16 protein-coding genes are annotated in these 13,776 nt (G+C 66.8%); 10 read left to right on the plus strand and 6 right to left on the minus strand.

Translation table 11 applies throughout. From position 1 onward, the window contains the following. Positions 1-127 precede the first annotated feature (127 nt). Together AC56KW_RS20045 and AC56KW_RS20050 are read left to right on the plus strand one after the other, a co-directional pair. Positions 128-448: an ArsR/SmtB family transcription factor gene (locus AC56KW_RS20045; RefSeq protein ID WP_497172431.1), complete on the plus strand. Its 321-nt coding sequence runs from the start codon at positions 128-130 to the stop codon at positions 446-448. Positions 449-495: 47 nt separating this feature from the next. Further along, positions 496-822 carry a DUF4326 domain-containing protein gene (locus AC56KW_RS20050; RefSeq protein ID WP_497172432.1) on the plus strand — a complete coding sequence of 109 codons (327 nt, stop codon included), beginning with the start codon at positions 496-498 and terminating at the stop codon, positions 820-822. Between the two features lie 23 nt (positions 823-845). On the opposite strand, the gene AC56KW_RS20055 is transcribed toward AC56KW_RS20050, so the two are convergent. After that, positions 846-1,475 carry a head GIN domain-containing protein gene (locus AC56KW_RS20055; RefSeq protein WP_497172433.1) on the minus strand — a complete coding sequence of 210 codons (630 nt, stop codon included), beginning with the start codon at positions 1,473-1,475 and terminating at the stop codon, positions 846-848. A gap of 119 nt (positions 1,476-1,594) precedes the next feature. Further along, positions 1,595-2,182: an O-methyltransferase gene (locus AC56KW_RS20060; RefSeq protein ID WP_497172434.1), complete on the minus strand. Its 588-nt coding sequence runs from the start codon at positions 2,180-2,182 to the stop codon at positions 1,595-1,597. A gap of 104 nt (positions 2,183-2,286) precedes the next feature. Here AC56KW_RS20060 and AC56KW_RS20065 point away from each other — a divergent pair, with 104 nt between their 5' ends. The 3 genes from AC56KW_RS20065 to AC56KW_RS20075 all read left to right on the plus strand — a co-directional run bounded on the left by AC56KW_RS20065 (position 2,287) and on the right by AC56KW_RS20075 (position 5,452). After that, positions 2,287-2,757 carry a GyrI-like domain-containing protein gene (locus AC56KW_RS20065; protein ID WP_497172435.1) on the plus strand — a complete coding sequence of 157 codons (471 nt, stop codon included), beginning with the start codon at positions 2,287-2,289 and terminating at the stop codon, positions 2,755-2,757. Between the two features lie 244 nt (positions 2,758-3,001). Next, the gene (locus AC56KW_RS20070; protein ID WP_497172436.1) at positions 3,002-4,657 is read left to right on the plus strand and encodes an acid phosphatase; all 1,656 of its coding nucleotides are present in this window, start codon (positions 3,002-3,004) and stop codon (positions 4,655-4,657) included. Positions 4,658-4,804: 147 nt separating this feature from the next. Next, the gene (locus tag AC56KW_RS20075; RefSeq protein WP_497172437.1) at positions 4,805-5,452 is read left to right on the plus strand and encodes a DUF4142 domain-containing protein; all 648 of its coding nucleotides are present in this window, start codon (positions 4,805-4,807) and stop codon (positions 5,450-5,452) included. 52 nt (positions 5,453-5,504) lie between these two features. Here AC56KW_RS20075 and AC56KW_RS20080 read toward each other — a convergent pair whose 3' ends face one another. Beyond that, the gene (locus AC56KW_RS20080) at positions 5,505-6,053 is read right to left on the minus strand and encodes an FMN-binding negative transcriptional regulator (RefSeq protein WP_497172438.1); all 549 of its coding nucleotides are present in this window, start codon (positions 6,051-6,053) and stop codon (positions 5,505-5,507) included. After that, positions 6,054-6,518 carry an OsmC family protein gene (locus tag AC56KW_RS20085; RefSeq protein WP_497172439.1) on the minus strand — a complete coding sequence of 155 codons (465 nt, stop codon included), beginning with the start codon at positions 6,516-6,518 and terminating at the stop codon, positions 6,054-6,056. Between the two features lie 94 nt (positions 6,519-6,612). Here AC56KW_RS20085 and pdxR point away from each other — a divergent pair, with 94 nt between their 5' ends. Next, the gene (pdxR, locus tag AC56KW_RS20090; protein WP_497172440.1) at positions 6,613-8,133 is read left to right on the plus strand and encodes a MocR-like pyridoxine biosynthesis transcription factor PdxR; all 1,521 of its coding nucleotides are present in this window, start codon (positions 6,613-6,615) and stop codon (positions 8,131-8,133) included. A 4-nt stretch (positions 8,134-8,137) separates the two neighbouring features. On the opposite strand, the gene AC56KW_RS20095 is transcribed toward pdxR, so the two are convergent. Then, positions 8,138-8,737: a response regulator transcription factor gene (locus AC56KW_RS20095; RefSeq protein ID WP_497172441.1), complete on the minus strand. Its 600-nt coding sequence runs from the start codon at positions 8,735-8,737 to the stop codon at positions 8,138-8,140. Next, positions 8,734-10,863, minus strand: coding sequence for a sensor histidine kinase (locus tag AC56KW_RS20100; protein WP_497172442.1), 2,130 nt, complete (start codon positions 10,861-10,863; stop codon positions 8,734-8,736). The genes AC56KW_RS20095 and AC56KW_RS20100 overlap by 4 nt, the downstream gene beginning before the upstream one ends. 154 nt (positions 10,864-11,017) lie before the next feature. Here AC56KW_RS20100 and AC56KW_RS20105 point away from each other — a divergent pair, with 154 nt between their 5' ends. The 4 genes from AC56KW_RS20105 (at position 11,018) to AC56KW_RS20120 (ending at position 13,775) form a co-directional block, all read left to right on the plus strand. After that, positions 11,018-12,379 (plus strand): MFS transporter, encoded by a 1,362-nt coding sequence (locus AC56KW_RS20105; protein ID WP_497172443.1) that lies wholly within the window; start codon positions 11,018-11,020, stop codon positions 12,377-12,379. A 75-nt stretch (positions 12,380-12,454) separates the two neighbouring features. After that, positions 12,455-12,952 carry a redox-sensitive transcriptional activator SoxR gene (gene soxR / locus AC56KW_RS20110; protein WP_497172444.1) on the plus strand — a complete coding sequence of 166 codons (498 nt, stop codon included), beginning with the start codon at positions 12,455-12,457 and terminating at the stop codon, positions 12,950-12,952. Then, positions 12,949-13,212: an antitoxin Xre/MbcA/ParS toxin-binding domain-containing protein gene (locus AC56KW_RS20115; protein ID WP_497172445.1), complete on the plus strand. Its 264-nt coding sequence runs from the start codon at positions 12,949-12,951 to the stop codon at positions 13,210-13,212. Before soxR ends, AC56KW_RS20115 begins: the two co-directional genes overlap by 4 nt. Then, on the plus strand, positions 13,209-13,775 hold the full coding sequence (locus AC56KW_RS20120) for a DNA-3-methyladenine glycosylase I (RefSeq protein WP_497172446.1): 567 nt from the start codon (positions 13,209-13,211) through the stop codon (positions 13,773-13,775). The genes AC56KW_RS20115 and AC56KW_RS20120 overlap by 4 nt, the downstream gene beginning before the upstream one ends. Position 13,776: the final 1 nt, after the last annotated feature.

Consider the following 13,776-nt stretch of genomic DNA (forward strand, 5'->3'; position numbering starts at 1 on the left):
TCCGCGCCAGGACTTTTGATGGTCCTGGCGCGTTTGTCATCACCCTGTCAAAGTCATTCGACAATATTCGAACCGTGGTCTCCGACGCGGGTGCGCCGGCCTTTGAATCGAAACGAATACTGTCCGCATGCAAACCAATCTCGCCATCGCCGCGCTTGCCGCGCTCGCCCAGGAATCGCGCTTCGCCGCTTTCCGCCTGCTGGTGCAGGCCGGTCCCCAGGGCCAGTCCGCCAGCACCATCGCCGCCGCGCTGGAAATACCGGCCTCGTCGCTATCGTTCCATTTGAAGGAACTCACCCATGCAGGACTGGTGTCGCCACGCCAGCAAGGCCGGTATGTGATCTACGCCGCGCGCCTGGAGACCCTGCAGCGCCTGTTGGAGTTCCTCGCATCGACTTGCGGCAGCGCTGGCGCGCAGTCGATGCACGACAGGCTGGCCACGGTATGATGGCTTGCGCCGGATGAACCGGCGCCAGTCAACCAGGGGAAATGCCGATGACGCCGCAGCGTGTGCAATTGAGTCGCAAGAAGGGTTGGCGCATGCCGCCGAACACGATCTCGGTGGCGCGTCCGGGCCGCTGGGGCAATCCGTTTTCGGTGCTGCCCGAGGTAGCGCCGGGTACGGCGGTCGGCCGCTACGTGGCGATGCCGACGGTGCAAGACGCGGTGGCGGCCTATCGCCGCTGGCTCAGCGACGATCCCGCCGGCCGCCAGTTGGCCCAAGAGGCGCAGGACACGTTGCGCGGGCGTCACCTGGCCTGCTGGTGCCGGCTCGATGGGCCCTGCCACGCGCAGGTATTGCTCGATCTGGTCAATCGTTGACCGGTGGCGGTGGCGGGGCTGCGTTATTTGGCGGCCGTCACGTTGCCGATGCCCGACACCGAACGGCTGACCGACCGTGGCTGGCCGTAGTACGTCAGGTTGCCCAGCCCCTGCACGGTGGCGTTGAGCTTGTTCTTGGCATGTACCGACACTTCGCCGATACCGCGGAAAGTCACGTCGGCGTCTTGCGCTACCAGGTCCCTGGCCTCGACCTCGCCCACGCCCTCGGCATTCAGGCGCAGGTGACCCACGCGGCCATTCATCTGCAGGCTGCCGGCGCCGCGGTAGTTCACGTCGAACTGGTCGCCGCGAATATTATTGAGGATCATCAGGCCGGCGCCTTCGCCGCGAAAGCTTGACAGCTCGGGCAGGGTGACGACGACCCGTTCGCCGTCCCGGATATTGACATTGTTCTTGTTCTTGTCGTCGAAGCTCAGGCGCAGCTCACTACCGACGACCTCGGTGCGGACGCGGTCGATGAATTTCTGGTCACCCTCGACCCGCACCGAGTGGGCCTTGCCGACCTCGACCACCAGGCTGACGGGGCCACGCGCATCGATGGTCTTGAACGGCGTCACGTTGCGCACCTGGTCGGCGGCCTGGGTCGACAGGGAAGCAAGGGCGAGAAGGGCGGCGATGACTGCACGTTTCATGATGGTCTCCGGTAAGTTGATGAAGCCATTCTAGGGAGGGCGTCGGCGCAGCGCGCGTCCCGTGCGATGGATTGCACAAAACCGTGCCTGAACTGCACGGGCGCCGGAACCAGTCGATCTCAGTGCTTGGTCGCCAGGAACTCGCCCTTGCCGACCGGGACCAGGCTGGTGCTCCAGCCGGACGCGCAGCGCAGCGCCTGCATGAAGGGCGCCAGTTCCTGGACATGCGAGGTGGCATTGTCGACTACCACCAGTCCGCCCGGACGCAGGATGCGCCCGATGTGCGGCAGCCAGCCGAGGTAGGCGTCGCGCGCGGAATCCAGGAAGACCAGGTCGAACGATTCGTCGGCGCTGCTTTCCAAGAAGTCGCCGGCCTGGCCTTCGACCTGCACGATGTGCTCCTGCAGGCCGGCGCGGGCGAAGTTCTGGCGCGCCATCGCGACCTTGGCGGCCGACAGCTCGACCGTGGTAACGCTGCCGTTGATGCCTTGCGCGGCGTCGGCCAGCCACAAGGTCGAGTAGCCGTTCGAGGTGCCGATCTCCAGGACGCGGCGGGCGCCCATCGCGCGCACCAGCACGGCCAGGAATTCGCCGGTGTCGTGCGTGATGTTGAGCAGGCGGCGCGCGCGGTTGTCGGGCGCCGCGTCATGACCGAGGCCGAAGGTTTCGAGTTCCTTGAGCAGGGCTTTGAGTGAAGTAGGTAACATTGTTCCCCTTTTGACACGAGAAAACGATCCGCACGATTGCGTGGGTGCTAATATTGTCGAAGAGATAAGGCTATAATCTTTTCGTCCATCAGCAAGCCACTATCATGCACATCTCAACCGTTACACTACCTGAAATGAAGCTCGCCGGGCTGCCTGTCGCAGGGCCCGCCTCGGTTCTGGAAACGGAGTTGCCAGAGATCTGGAAAAACTTCCTCGCCCGCGAGGCCGAGCTGGGCGACACCAACGGCCTGCACTATGGCTTTCGGATGCCGCAATATGGCGGCGTGAAACTCGAATGCATCGCCGTCGAGGTTACCGACCTGAACAACCTCCCGCCCGGCATGATCGGCATCCGGATCCCGGAACGCCGCTATGCCCTGATGACCCACCGCGGACCCATGGTGCATGCGCAGGCCAGCACCGTGACTGGCATCGCCACCATGGAGCAACTGGGCATGGAAGAAGACGAGGACGGCATCCGCCTGCAGCGCTACGACCGTCGCTATACGCCGACCGTGGACGACGATGCCCGGCCGGATAACGCCTACGATATCTTGATTCCGCTATATGGCTGAAAAAAATGCAGGCCCACGTAGGGCCTGCATTGGAGGAGTTGGTGCCGGTATGTTTCCCGACCGCCGGCGCCGGTAGGGCGGTTTGCACCGCCGAGTGCCCTTCCCAAGGAGCACTTGCATTGTGCCCATAAAATGTGACGCCTGTTTGACGAGCCACACTTTATTTGTTGCTTATTGTTTCCATTTGTAAATCACGTGGATAATACTGCTTTGCGGCCATGGCCGTCAGCAAGAGGAGCAGCACGTGCAACAGCAAGACCACGGACCCGCATCGTCCACCGAACCCCATGATCCCGCGCGCAGGCGCATCTTCCAGGCCGCCGCCGCAGTTGGCGCCGCTGCCGCCTTGCCCGCCGTGGCGCAGGCGGCGCCGAGCAGGCCCGCCGCCGGCGGCTCGCTCGACGCCAAGCTGCGCGCCCGCGTCAAGAACGTGGTCGTGATCTACCTGGAAAACCGCAGCTTCAACAACCTGTTCGCCGACTTCCCCGGCCTGGCGGTGCCGCTGGCCAGCGTGCCGGCAGCGAGCGTCCAGCAGCGCGACCGCGACGGTTCGATCCTGCCGACGCTGCCCAAGACCTGGGGCGGCGTGGTGCCGGGCCGCCAGAACATCGGCGGCAAGGACTACATCACCACCGAAGCCCAGTCGGCCAACCTGCCGAACGCGCCGTACAAGCTGACCGACCCGGAGGGCAAGCCGCTGCCGGAAGGCATCATCACGCGCGACCTGGTGCACCAGTTCTATCACAACCAGATGCAGATCAACGGCGGCAAGAACGACTACTTCGCCGCCTGGTCGGATGCCGGCGGCATGGTGATGGGATATTACGGCGAGACGTCGAAGAACCTGGGCCTGGTCCAGATCGCGCGCGAGTTCACTCTGTGCGACAACTTCTTCATGGCCGCTTTCGGCGGCTCTTACCTGAACCACCAGTTCCTGGTCAGCGGCCGCGTGCCCGAATACTTCAATGCCGCCGAGACCGCGGCGAAGAACAAGATCGCGGTGCTGGAAGACGGCCCGCAGGGCGTGCGCCTGGCGCTGGCGCCCGATTCGCCGAAGTCGGCGCTGGACGGCAAGCCGAAATTCGTGCGCAATGGCGCGATGACACCGGACGGCTATGCCGTCAATACGATGGCGCCGCCATACCAGCCGAGCTGGGTACGGCCGGCCTTCGACGGCGACCCGCTGCATGCCGACCCGGCGGACGCATCGACCCTGCCGCCGCAGACCTACGACACGATCGGCGACCTGCTGTCGAAGAAGGGCGTGAGCTGGGCCTGGTATGGCGGCGGCATGCAGGCGGCGCTCGACGGCCGCGGCGCCGGCGAGAAGCCGAACTTCCAGTACCATCACCAGCCATTCAATTACTTCAAGCAGTTCGCTCCGGGCACCAAGGCGCGCGCCGAACACCTGCGCGACGGCGGCCTGGGCGACAGTCCGATTTCCAACAAGTTCATTGCCGACGTGGTCGCCGGCAAGCTGCCGGCGGTGGCCTTCTACAAGCCGCAGGGCAACCTGAACCTGCACGCCGGCTATTCGGACATCGAGTCGGGCGACGCCCACGTGGCCAATATCATCGAGCACCTGAAGAAATCGCCGCAGTGGAAGGACATGGTGGTGGTGATCACCTTCGACGAAAACGGCGGCTGGTGGGACCACGTGGCGCCGCCGCAGGGCGACCGCTGGGGCCCGGGCTCGCGCATCCCGGCGATCGTCGTGTCGCCGCACGCCAAGCGCGGCGCGGTGGACCACAATTTCTACGACACGACCTCGATCCTGCGCTTCATCACGCGCCTGCACGACCTGCCGCTGCTCGAGGGCCTGGCGTCGCGTAACGCCGCGTTCGCGGCGCGCGGCGCGCGGCCGCCGGGTGATCTGACGGCGACGCTCAGCTTCCGCTGACCGGCAGTGTTTGCCTTGAAAGCCAGCCCGACGGGGCTGGCTTTTTGTTAAAAGTTGCTTATCGGCTAACGCGCGCTAGTCTTGAACACGCAAGGCTACACTTCGCTCATCCAACTATTTCAACGGAGAGCAAAAATGCAAAATCAAATGATCAAACGCCTGATGGCGGTATCGGTTGCCGCAGCCATGTTCGGCGCCGTCAGCGCCCACGCGCAGACGAGCCAATCGACCCAGGCGGGCCAGCAGTCCGGTGCCAGCAGCACTGCGGCCACCGGCAGCAGCGCCGCCAAGCTTGCCAGCGCCGACCGCAAGGCGATCATGGACATGGGCATGTCGAACATGGCCGAAGTCGAAATGGGCAAGCTGGCGCAAAGCAAGAGCCAGAACGCCGAGGTGAAGGCCTTCGCGCAAAAGATGGTCGACGACCACGGCAAGGCGCTGACCGAAGTGCAGACCCTGGCCCAGTCGAAAGGCGTGACCCTGCCGACCGAGCTCGACGCAAAGCACAAGGCCATGTCGGCCAAGCTCGAGAAAATGTCGGGTGACGCCTTCGACAAGACCTATGTCAAGCAGGGCGGCCTTGGTGCGCACAAGGAGACCCTGGCCAAGCTGCAAAAGGCGTCGAAAGCCGCCAAGGATGCTGACGTCAAGGGCCAGGTCGACAAGATGATCCCGGTCGTCCAGGAACACCTGAAGCATGCCGAGCAACTGGCGCAGGGTAAATCCGGCAGCAGCGGCAGCAGCGGCAGCACCGGCAGCTCGAACACCGCCGGCCACACCGGTTCGAGCCACTAAGCAAAATGTCTGGTTTCCCCGGCACTCCTTGCCGGGGGAAATGCTCGCTCTCCTAAGCGAGTTGGGCCGTTGCCACCCGCGGCGGCGGCTCGGTCTTCCATTTCCCCTCGATGCGCTCGATCGCGATCTCGATGCCGACAATCGCCGCCAGCAACTTGGCCGTATAGTCGGGCGGCGCGTCGTCGACCGACCACGGGTCTGGGTACGCCGCTTCCTGGCGGTCGGTCTGGCGCTCGACCAGCGCGCGCAGCCAGTCCGGATCCTCGATGGCGCGCAACCGGCCGTGCACGTGCACCACGTCATACGTCCAGGTCGGGACCACGCGGCCGCCATTCTCGGCCTTCTCCACACGGTCAGGCGTCACGTAGCCGGAGCGCCCGCGAAACACCGCCAGCACCTGCTGCCCGGCGCGCCGCCACACCGGATTGCCACGCGCCACATGGGCGCGCAGCACGCCTTCCTCCGGCATCAGGACGAAGGGCAGGTGGTCGGCGTCCGGCCTGCCGTCGTCCTGCGTGACCAGCACGGCCAGCGGATGGTCGGTGATCAGGGCACGCAGCAGGCCTGCGTCGGCTTGCGCGAAGCGGGAAGGACAGTACATCTAGCGGGTCTCCAGGACGACGATCTCGGTGTTGAGCGAATTGGCGATGTAGCAGCGCTCGTGCGCCAGGTGATGGATGGCCGACAGCTCCCGCGCGTCGGGCTGGCGCGCGCCGGCGAAGGCGATGGCGGGACGCAGCTCGATGCGCACCATCGCCATGCGGCCGGCGGCATTCGTGTCGAGCAGGCCGCACGCCGCATCGTCATAGCGCTCGACGATATAGCCGCGCTGGGCCGCGAGCGACAGGAAGAACAGCATGTGGCAGCTCGACGTCGCCGCCACCAGCGCTTCCTCGGGATCGACGGCCGCCGGGTCGGACATCGGCAGCGGCACCGACAGGGGCGAAGAAGACGCCGGCACGCTCACGCCGCCATCGAAACGCCAGGCGTGGGCGCGGCTGTAGCGTCCATCGAGGACGCCCTGGCCGGCGCGTTCCCAGGTGATGCGGGCATGGAATCGTTTCATGCGGGGCTCACGATCGTGTTGTTCGAGCCCTGCATCTTAGACCGCAACTTGGCTTGCCGAAATAGCCAATTCCGTGGAAGATGGGCAGACCAATTTGTCGCCATCCATCATGCATGTCCACGACCTGATCGCCAGCGCACCCCTGGACCGAGCGAGCGATGTCGCGCTGTTTCGCCAGCTGTATGCCCGTTTGAAGGACGCCATTCTGCGAGGCGCGCTGGCGCCCGGCGCGCGACTGCCGGCCACGCGCGCGCTGTGCCGCCAGCTCGGCGTGTCGCGCCAGACCGTGCTGGCGGCCTACGACCAGCTCACCAGCGAAGGCTATCTGCGCGGCGGCGTGGGGCAGGGCACGTTTGTCGACGAGGCGCTGCCGCTGGCGCGCCAGGCGCCCGCGTCCCCCGGGCTGCTGCGCGCGCTTCCCGAACGCGGCGCGGCGCTGGCGACCGTCATGGGCCGCAGTCGCCTGTATGAAGGTCCGGTGCGCGCCTTTCGCCCCAGCATGCCGGGGCTGGAGCTGTTCCCCTTCGACCTGTGGCGCAAGCTGGAAGCGCGCCACCTGCGCCAGCCGCACCATCGCGGCCCCTATCTCGGCTATGGTCCCGCGAACGGCTATGCGCCGCTGCGCGAGCTGCTGTGCGCCTACCTGCGCGCCTCGCGCGGCGTGGTCTGCACGCCGGAGCAAATCGTCATCACCTCGGGCTCGCAACAGGCGCTGTATCTGCTGGCCCAGCTGCTGCTGGCGCCGGGCGACGAGGTCTGGGTCGAGTCGCCCGGCTACCAGGGCGCCTGCGCGCCGATGCAGGTCGCCGGCGCGCGCATCCGCACCGTGCCGGTGACGAACGAGGGCATGGATGTCGCGTATGGGGCGAAGCACTATCCCGACGCGCGCCTGGTATTTGCGACGCCGTCGCACCAGCTGCCGCTGGGCGCGACCATGAGCCTGGCGCGCCGGCTCGAGCTGCTGCGCTGGGCCGCGGCCAATCGTGCCTGGGTGATCGAGGACGACTACGACAGCGAATACCGCTACACCGGCCCGCCGCTGGCCTCGATGCAGAGCCTGGACCGCGCCGGCTGCGTGGTCTACGTCGGCACCCTCTCGAAGGTGCTGTTCCCGGCGCTGCGCCTGGGTTACGTGGTGGCGCCGCCGGCGCTGGCCGAGCCGCTGGCGCGGGCCAAGGCGGTGGTCGACATGCATCACGCGATGCTGCCGCAGGCGGTGCTGGCCGACTTCATCGCCGAGGGCCACTTCGTGCGCCATATCCGGCGCACGCGCGACGCCTATGCCGAACGGCGCACGGCCTTGATGGATGCGCTGGCAGACCGGCTGGGCGAGCGCCTGGCCTGCGGGCCGGCCGACGTGGGGCTCGACCTGTGCACGCATTTCAGGCCGGATCGCGAGGGCCGCGTCCCGGACGAGGCGAGCGTCGCGCGCTCGGCAATGGAAGCCGGCATCGAGCTGCGGCCGCTCGGGTATTACGCGAATGCCGCCGCCACGGCGCAATGCGCGGTCGCGCCAGGCTTGCTGCTCGGGTTTTCGGCGGTGCGGCCAGATGCGATCCGGCAGGGCGTCGCGGCGCTGGCGCAGGTGATCGAGGGGCAGTGGCCGCGTCGATAGCAGCTTAGCGCAGCCACGGGTAAGCCGCCAGCCAGCGTCCGAGTTCGTTGTCGTTGGCGCACTGCAGCTTGTGGAAGATGTTGGCGCGGTGCGTCTCGACCGAGCGCGGGCTGCATGGCGGCACCAGTAGCCGGGCGATTTCCTTGTTCGGCTGCCCCAGGCCGACCAGGCGCGCGACTTCGCGCTCGCGCGGCGTGAGTTCTTCCCATGAGCGGTCGGCCTGACCGCGCGCGCGGGCTTCGGCGATGGCGGCCGGCAGCTTGTCCAGCAATTGCTGGGTGTCCGGCTTGGCCACCCAGTCCCAGGCGCCGCTGCGCACCGCCTCGAGGGCCATGGGAATGTCGCCGTGCCCCGACAGGAACACGGTCACGAGCGGACTGTGCGCCGCTCGCAGGCGCTCGAACACCGCCAGGCCGCTCATGCCGCCCATGCGCAGGTCGAGGATCACGCAGCCCGGCTGGCCCGGGTCGACCGCATCGAGGAATGCTTCGCCGGAGTCGAATGCCTGCACCGCCAGCCCTTGCGAGAACAGCAGGAGCAGCAGCGAGCGGCGCAGGGCTTCGTCGTCGTCGACGACGTAGAGTGTGAGAGTGGAATCTTTCATGGGACGATGGGCAGGATGAATGAGAATGTGGCGCCGCCATCGGCGCCGTTCGCGACCGTCATCGATCCGCCATGGGCTTCGATGATGGTGCGGCAGATGTTCAGCCCCAGGCCGAGGCCATCGGGCTTGGTGGTGAAGAAGGGGGCGAAGATCTGTTCGAGCTGCTCTGGGGGGATCCCCGGCCCCTGGTCGCTGACGGCAACCTGCACGCCTTGCGCGACCCGGCGCGTGGCCAGCACGATGCGGCGCCGATGGCGCGGCTGGTCGTGCATCGCCTGCGCCGCGTTGTGGATCAGGTTGACCAGCACCTGCTCGAGCAGGACCCGGTCGCCGCGCACCTTGACGGCCGGGTCTTCCAGCATCAGGCGCAGCAGCACTGCCTGGCCGGTCAGTTCGGGCTTGAGCAGCGCCTCGACATGGTCGATCACGGTGCCGATGACGAGGGTCGCATAGTCGGCGCGCTGCGGGTTGATCATCGCGCGCACCCGCTTGACGATCTCGCTTGCGCGGCGCGACTGCTCGACGATGTCGTCGAGCGCCCCGGTCAGCATGGCCGCATCGCCGCGGGCGGCGAGTGCGCGCGAAGCGAGCGCAAAATTGGACAGCGCCATCAAGGGTTGATTGAGTTCGTGCGCCAGGGTCGAGGCCATCTCGCCGGCGCTGGCCAGCCGCGCGCTGCGCTGCAGGCGCAGTTCCTGGTCGCGTTGCCGCGCCTCGGCCTGCTTTTGCGCGGTGATGTCCACGATCGAACTCATCCAGCCCCGGTGCACGCCGTCGGCATCGATGAGAGGCGCGGTGTACACCATGGTGAGCACGTCGTGCCCGTCCTTGTGGCGCAGGCGCGATTCGAAGCCGTGCGGCGCGGCGCGGCCCTGCAGGGCGTCGTCGCTTTCGCGCGCCTGTTTTTCCAGGTCGTCCGGATGCCAGTAGGGGTAGGGCGGCCGGCAGCCCAGCAGTTCATCGGCGCTGTAGCCGACCATGGCGCACAAGGCCGGATTGACGTAGATGATCGTGCCTTCCGGGTCGCGCGCACGCATGCCGACTAGCAGGGAATCCTCCATTGCCTTGCGAAACGCATGCGCCTGCTGGAGGTCGCGGGTACGCTCCTCGACCCGGTGTTCGAGTTCGAGCCGCGCCGATTGCTGTTCGGCGTAACGCCGTTCGCGCAGCCGCCAGTACGACACGCCGAGCAGCAGCAGGGCCACCGCCAGCGTGCCGAGGGCGAGCGCCAGGCGCCGCGCCGTGCGCACTTCGCGCATGTCTTCGGTGACGGTCAGGGTCCAGCCCAGCCCGGGCAAGGGCGTATCCAGCGCGAGATAGTCGCGCGGCCGTCCGCCCACGCTCGCCCTGAGGAAAAAGCCAGGAACATCGTCGCGCAGCTGGATGGTCCAGGGCAGGACATCGAAGCGGCGCCGCATGCCATATTGGCCATGGTCGGTGATCCAGGCCGCGTCCAGCGAGGAAACCGGCGCGACGCTCTGGAACAGCCACTCCGGCACGCCGCTCAGGAACACGACGCCGCGGCTGTCGCGCACGACTACCGGATTGGCGCCGTGGCGCCAGGTCTGTTCCAGCGCGTCGAGGCTGATCTTGACGACCATGACGCCGCTGATGGCGTTCCTGTCCCGTACGGGTTCCGCGATGAACAGGCCGGGCTGGCCGGTGGTCAGGCCCACGCCGAAGAACACACCGCGGCGTCCTTCCACCGCATCCTCGAAGTAGGGGCGCTGGCGGTACGATTCGCCGACAAAGCTCGACGGCAGGTTCCAATTGCTGGCGGCGATGGTCAAGCCCTCGCGGTCGACCAGGAACAGCGCGGCGGCGCCGGTCGTCGTCTGCAGGTCGGCGAAATACGCATTCACGCGCGCCTGCAGGGCCGCGTCGCCGGGCGCCTGCAGCAGGCGCTGCACGTCGGGATGGCGCGCTGCCGCATGCGGCAAGAAATCGTGCTTTTCCACCAGCCCGCGCAGGCCCAGCACGTGCGCGGCCGTCGCCTGGTGCAGCGCGTCCATCTTGGCCTGCAGCTCGCGCTGCTCGACGACGTAGCTGGAGGCGAAGATCAGCGCCGGCGCCATGACCGCGATCAGCAAGCTGCGCCAGGGATGACGTTTGAGCAAGGATGGCATCGAATAGTCCTTGGCCAAAAATAGCCAACAATAGCAGTTGCACGGGCGTCATGCGGCTTCCTCCGTATTTTTACGGAAGGAGGCGCGCCAATATTGCGGATGTGCGGGCTTTCGCCGGTGTCGACAATGGGGTCCCTGACAGAGGAGACACCCAATGACGACAACCATCGGCAATCCGGCCGCCGGCGCCCGCCCGCAAGCGGCCGCCCCCAATTTGCAGGCCGCCGAACCCATTTCCGCCTCGCGCCTGCGCGCCATCTTCGTCGGCTCGGCCGGCAACCTGGTCGAGTGGTTCGATTTCTACTGCTACGCGGCCTTCGCCCTCTACTTCGCCGGTTCCTTCTTCCCGGCCCAGGATCCCACGGCCCAGATGATGTCGACCGCCGGCATCTTCGCCCTCGGCTTCTTCGTGCGCCCGATCGGGGGCATCCTGTTCGGCCACCTGGGCGACCGCCACGGCCGCAAGGTGGCGCTCATGGCTTCGGTGCTGCTGATGTGCGCCGGCTCGCTCTTGATCGCCTGCGCCCCGACCTATGCCACCGCCGGCATCCTGTCGCCCTGCATCCTGCTGCTGGCGCGCCTGCTGCAAGGCCTGAGCCTGGGCGGCGAATACGGCGCCAGCGCCACCTACCTGTCCGAGATGGCGGACTCGAAGCGCCGCGGCTTCTACGCCAGTTTCCAGTATGTGACGCTGATCGGCGGCCAGCTGCTGGCCCTGGTCCTGCTGCTGGTGCTGCAGCACTTCCTGCTCACCGACGAACAGCTGCGCGCCTGGGGCTGGCGGATTCCCTTCGTGTGCGGCGCGCTGCTGGCGCTGGTCGCCCTGATGATGCGCCACGATATGCCCGAAACCCAGTCGTTCGAGAACGCACGCAAGAAAGCCAGGCCGATGGGTGGCCTGAAGCAACTGGCCCAGCATCCGAAGGAAGTGCTGCTGGTGGTCGGCCTGACCATGGGCGGCACGCTCGCGTTCTATGTCTACACCGTGTACATGCAGAAGTTCCTGCGCCTGTCGGTCGGCCTGACCGACGCGCAGACCACGGCCGTCTCGGCGGCCTCGCTGCTGTTCGCCATGTGCCTGCAGCCACTGTATGGCGCGCTGTCCGACCGCATCGGCCGCCGCCCGCTGCTGGTGGGCTTCGCGCTGCTTGGCACGGTCTTCACCGTGCCCTTGCTGACGGCGATCCGCCATGCCAGCGGTCCATGGGAAGCGTTCGGGTTGATCGCCTGCGCCTGGATCATCGTGTCGGGCTACACCTCGATCAATGCGCTGGTGAAGGCCGAGATGTTCCCGGCCTCGATCCGCGCCACCGGCGTCGGTGTGCCGTATGCGTTCGCGGTGTCCATCTTTGGTGGAACGGCGGAGTACGTCGGGCTGTGGTTCAAGTCGGTCGATATGGAATCGGGCTTCTACTGGTATGTCACGGGCGTGATCGCCTGCACGCTGGTGGTGTGCTGGTTCATGCGCGATACGGCGGCGCATTCGAAGATCGATGCGGAGGTGCGTGGGCACTGAGCCGGGGAAGTCGCCTCGCGGTGATGGACGGCGGAAAACGCGCTAGAATCTCGACTAAACTTGAGGTAACGCGCGATGACGATCGATCCCGACAAGAAAGCCCTCACCGTGGGCGAGGTGGCGCGCCGCAGCGGGGTGGCGGTGTCCACCATCCATTTCTATGAATCGAAAGGCCTGATCAAGGGCTGGCGCACCGACGGCAACCAGCGCCGCTATGCGCGCGAGGTGCTGCGCCATATCGCCATCATCAAGGTGGCGCAGCGCACCGGGATCCCGCTCGAGACGATCCGCGAAAACCTGGCCGGGCTGCCGGAAGGCCGCACCATCAGCGCAAGGGAATGGCGGGTGCTCGGCGCCGGCTGGCGCGCGGAACTCGACGAGCGTATCGCGCGGCTGCAGCGGCTGCGCGACGAACTCGATACCTGCATCGGCTGCGGCTGCCTGTCTCTGACCGACTGCCCGCTGCGCAATCCCGCCGACGTGCTCGGCGAAGACAGCGCCGGCGCGGTGTTCCTCGATCGTCCGGTCGGGGCGGGGTATGATGCGGTCTCGACCAAAGAACCGACGCCATGACCGATTCCGACCGACTTTCCCCCGAATCCATCGTCGCCCTGCAGGCGCGCTTCGACGCCCACTCGCGCAAGGCGCAGGCCTACTACGCCGTCATGCACGAGGCCCGCAAAGTCCTCGGGAATGACGATGTCGCCGATGGCTGGATGAAGGCCCCGCTGGCGGCACTGGACGGACGCACGCCAGCCGAGGTAGTGGCAGCTGGCCGCACCGACGAGGTCCTGGCCTGCCTGCACGTCGCCAGGCAGGGAGCGGCGCGATGACGGTCAGGCGCTGCTCCTGGGCCAATATGGCCAACCCGCGCTACATCGCCTATCACGACAACGAATGGGGCGTGCCGTGCCACGACGAGAACACGCTGTTCGAGATGCTCAATCTCGAAGGCGCCCAGGCCGGCCTGTCGTGGGAAACGATCCTGAACAAGCGCGACACCTACCGCGCCGCCTTCGACGGCTGGGATGCGCACAGGATCGCGGCCTATGACGATGACAAGAAGGCCGAGCTGCTTGCCAACCCCGGCATCGTGCGCAACCGCCTGAAGGTCGCCGCCGCGATCACCAACGCCAAGGCCTACCTGGCGCTGCGCGAGCAGGGCCTCACGCTGGACGCCTACCTGTGGGCCTTCGTGGACGGTGCGCCGATCGTGAACGACTGGCCGGACCATGCCCGTCCGGCGCGCACCGAGCTGTCCGACCGCATCTCGAAAGACCTCGCCAAGCGCGGCTTCAAGTTCGTCGGCTCGACCATCATCTACGCCTATATGCAGGGCATCGGCCTGGTGGACGACCACGACCGCGAATGCCACTGCCGCAGCAGGCGGCGTTGAC

This window comes from Telluria sp. RT2P19 (assembly GCF_059685725.1).

Excerpts from the sequence above, each read along its gene's own strand:
- AC56KW_RS20080 (WP_497172438.1), bottom strand. The coding sequence starts at position 6,053 with ATGTACTGTCCTTCCCGCTTCGCGCAAGCCGACGCAGGCCTGCTGCGT.
- AC56KW_RS20120 (WP_497172446.1), top strand. The coding sequence starts at position 13,209 with ATGACGGTCAGGCGCTGCTCCTGGGCCAATATGGCCAACCCGCGCTAC.
- AC56KW_RS20045 (WP_497172431.1), top strand. The coding sequence starts at position 128 with ATGCAAACCAATCTCGCCATCGCCGCGCTTGCCGCGCTCGCCCAGGAA.
- AC56KW_RS20055 (WP_497172433.1), bottom strand. The coding sequence starts at position 1,475 with ATGAAACGTGCAGTCATCGCCGCCCTTCTCGCCCTTGCTTCCCTGTCG.
- AC56KW_RS20075 (WP_497172437.1), top strand. The coding sequence starts at position 4,805 with ATGATCAAACGCCTGATGGCGGTATCGGTTGCCGCAGCCATGTTCGGC.
- soxR (WP_497172444.1), top strand. The coding sequence starts at position 12,455 with ATGACGATCGATCCCGACAAGAAAGCCCTCACCGTGGGCGAGGTGGCG.
- AC56KW_RS20050 (WP_497172432.1), top strand. The coding sequence starts at position 496 with ATGACGCCGCAGCGTGTGCAATTGAGTCGCAAGAAGGGTTGGCGCATG.
- AC56KW_RS20105 (WP_497172443.1), top strand. The coding sequence starts at position 11,018 with ATGACGACAACCATCGGCAATCCGGCCGCCGGCGCCCGCCCGCAAGCG.
- AC56KW_RS20060 (WP_497172434.1), bottom strand. The coding sequence starts at position 2,182 with ATGTTACCTACTTCACTCAAAGCCCTGCTCAAGGAACTCGAAACCTTC.
- AC56KW_RS20100 (WP_497172442.1), bottom strand. The coding sequence starts at position 10,863 with ATGCCATCCTTGCTCAAACGTCATCCCTGGCGCAGCTTGCTGATCGCG.
- AC56KW_RS20085 (WP_497172439.1), bottom strand. The coding sequence starts at position 6,518 with ATGAAACGATTCCATGCCCGCATCACCTGGGAACGCGCCGGCCAGGGC.
- AC56KW_RS20065 (WP_497172435.1), top strand. The coding sequence starts at position 2,287 with ATGCACATCTCAACCGTTACACTACCTGAAATGAAGCTCGCCGGGCTG.
- AC56KW_RS20095 (WP_497172441.1), bottom strand. The coding sequence starts at position 8,737 with ATGAAAGATTCCACTCTCACACTCTACGTCGTCGACGACGACGAAGCC.
- AC56KW_RS20115 (WP_497172445.1), top strand. The coding sequence starts at position 12,949 with ATGACCGATTCCGACCGACTTTCCCCCGAATCCATCGTCGCCCTGCAG.